General features: G+C 72.7%; 2 protein-coding genes. Both read right to left on the bottom strand.

Features of this window, described 5'->3' with window-relative positions; translation table 11 throughout:
* Nucleotides 1–93: 93 nt before the first annotated feature.
* Nucleotides 94–1074 (bottom strand): cation diffusion facilitator family transporter, encoded by a 981-nt coding sequence (locus LCE31_RS38655; RefSeq protein WP_225022890.1) that lies wholly within the window; start codon nt 1072–1074, stop codon nt 94–96.
* A gap of 283 nt (nt 1075–1357) precedes the next feature.
* Nucleotides 1358–2539: a mannose-6-phosphate isomerase, class I gene (gene manA, locus LCE31_RS38650; protein WP_225022889.1), complete on the bottom strand. Its 1182-nt coding sequence runs from the start codon at nt 2537–2539 to the stop codon at nt 1358–1360.
* Nucleotides 2540–2620: the final 81 nt, after the last annotated feature.

The raw sequence follows: 2620 nt of genomic DNA, 5'->3' as shown, positions 1-2620 counted from the left end.
CTACACCGCGCACGACCGCGCGCCCCGGGGGCCGGGGCCCGGGGGGCGGGGGGCGAAGGCCGGAGCTGGAGGGCGAGAGAGGGCCCGGGGTTCTCAGTGCTCGGCGGGGGCCGGGCCCGGGCCGCCCGGTGTGGCCGCCGGATCGTTGCCCGCGGCGGCGGCCGCCTCGCTGTAGATGTCGGGTTCCAGGTAGATGGCCCGGGCGATGGGCACGGCCGCGCGAATCCGCGCCTCCGCGGCGTCGATGGCCGCCGCGACCTCGACGGCCGTGTCGTCGTGCCGTACGGCGATCTTGGCGGCGACGAGCAGTTCCTCGGGGCCCAGGTGCTGCGTACGCATGTGGATGACGCGGGTGACGCTCTCGCCGTCGACGGCGGCCTCGCGAATCCGCGCCACCTGCTCGGGGCCCGCGGACTCGCCCAGCAGGAGCGACTTGGTCTCCACGGCGAGCACCAGTGCGATGACGATGAGCAGCGTGCCGATGCAGAGCGTACCGACGCCATCCCAGACGCCGTCGTGGGTGCCGAGCGAGAGTCCGACACCGGCGAGGGCGAGGACGAGGCCGATCAGGGCCCCGAAGTCCTCAAGCAGGACGACGGGCAGCTCGGGGGCCTTCGCACGGCGGATGAACTCCACCCACGAGATGGAGCCGCGCGTGACGTTCGATTCCTTCATGGCCGTGCGGAAGGAGAAGCCCTCCGCGAGGATCGAGAAGACGAGGACGCCGATGGGCCAGTACCAGTCGTCCAGCGGGTGTGGGTGCTTGACCTTCTCGTAGCCCTCGTACACCGCGAACATCCCGCCGACGGAGAACAGCACGATGGAGACCAGGAAGCCGTAGACATAGCGCTCGCGGCCGTAGCCGAACGGATGCTCCTCGGTCGCCGCGCGCTTGGCGCGCTTGCCGCCGAGGAGGAGCAGTCCCTGGTTGCCGGAGTCGGCGACCGAGTGGACGGCCTCGGCGAGCATCGAGGACGACCCGCTGAACAGGAACGCCACGAACTTGGCCACCGCGATCGAGAGGTTGGCGCCGAGCGCCGCCACGATCGCCTTCGTTCCGCCTTGCGCGCTCATGAGGTGCGCGATGTCCCTTCTCGCGGTGCCGGCGCCAGTGCTGGTGCCGGTGTCGGTCCTGTGCCGGGCTGGTCCCGGCCGTCGGGGCTGGTCCCGGTCGTCGGGGGCTGGTCCGGTGCCTGGGCTGGTCCCGGTCGTCGGGTGCGCGGTCGTAGGCCGCGCCGCGCCGCCGGTGTACGCCGTCCGTGCGTCGTACATGTCATACGTACGGCCGGTCATTCCAGTCGTACGTACGGCCGGTCATTGTTGCAGCCGTGCCCCGCCGGCGGGGCGGGACGGAGGATCAGATCAGCACAGTGGCGCGGAAGACCGTGCCGGACCCGGACAGTTCGGTCCTCTCGCCCGCGGGGACGAACACGGCCTCACCGGGCTTCAGTTCCAGGTCGTTCGCGTGGGGCGTGCCGGAGGTGCAGAGCAGGATCTGCGGGGCGGACGGCGCCGTCAGATCCCTGGGGGCACCGCCGGGGGCGAGGACGTGGCGCGAGAGGCGGAACTCGTCGATCGGCGTCGCGTAGACCTCGGCGCCGTCGGCGTCGGGCTCCGGGCGGAGCACGTCGGCGTCGGCCGGGTCGAAGCGGACGACGCGCAGGAGCTCCGGCACGTCGACGTGCTTGGGAGTGAGGCCGCAGCGCAGGACGTTGTCCGAATTCGCCATGATCTCCACGCCGAGTCCGCTCAGGTACGCGTGCGGGACGCCGGCGCCGAGAAACATCGCCTCACCGGGCTGGAGCGTCACGGGGTTGAGCAGCATCGCGGCGATGACGCCCGGGTCTCCGGGGAAGTGGCGGGCGGCGGAGGCGTAGGGCTCGTACGGGCCGCCGAGACGCTCGGCGGCGGCAGCGGCCTCCCGTACGGTCGCGGCCGTCTCGGCGGGGTCGCCGGACAGCACGGCGGTGAGGACCTCGCGCAGGGCGGCGCCCTCGGGGCGCGCGCGCAGGAGGTCCACGTACGGCTTGAGCGAGTCGACCTCCAGCGCCTCCAGCGTCGCGGCGGCCTCGGCCGCGGGGCGGAAGCCGCACAGGCCCTCGAACGGCGTGAGCGCGCAGATGAGTTCGGGCTTGTGGTTGGCGTCCTTGTAGTTCCGCTCCGGCGCGTCGAGCGGGACGCCCCTGCGCTCCTCCTCCGCGAAGCCCTCCCGCGCCTGGGCGAGATCGGGGTGGACCTGGAGGGACAGCGGGGACCCGGCCGCGAGGAGCTTCAGCAGGAACGGCAGGCGCGGCCCGAACTTCGCGACGGTCGCGGCGCCGAGCTCCGACTCCGGGTCGGCGGCGATCAGGTCGGAGAGCGCGACCTCGCGCGGGCCGCCGTCCTCGCCGGTACGGACGACGCGCGACGGGTCTCCGGGGTGGGCGCCCATCCAGACCTCGGCCTGGGGCTCGCCGGTGGGCCCGATGCCGAGGAGCTCGGGGATGGCGGTCGTGGACCCCCAGGCGTAGGGGCGCACGGTGTTGGAGAGGCGATCCATGGCGGGGCTCTTCTTCCTTGAACTGGGGCGTTCGGTGCTGGGGCGATCAGTGGTGGGGCGTTTGGTGCTGGGGTATTTGGT

Source organism: Streptomyces sp. 8L, from assembly GCF_020176795.1.
In the GTDB taxonomy this organism is placed as follows: Bacteria; Actinomycetota; Actinomycetes; order Streptomycetales; family Streptomycetaceae; genus Streptomyces.
Note: the sequence above shows the minus strand (reverse complement) of the source record. Positions and strands in the feature narration are given on the sequence as shown.

What these genes read in the sequence shown, in the direction of transcription:
- LCE31_RS38655 (WP_225022890.1), bottom strand. Translation starts at nt 1,074, where the DNA reads ATGAGCGCGCAAGGCGGAACGAAGGCGATCGTGGCGGCGCTCGGCGCC.
- manA (WP_225022889.1), bottom strand. Translation starts at nt 2,539, where the DNA reads ATGGATCGCCTCTCCAACACCGTGCGCCCCTACGCCTGGGGGTCCACG.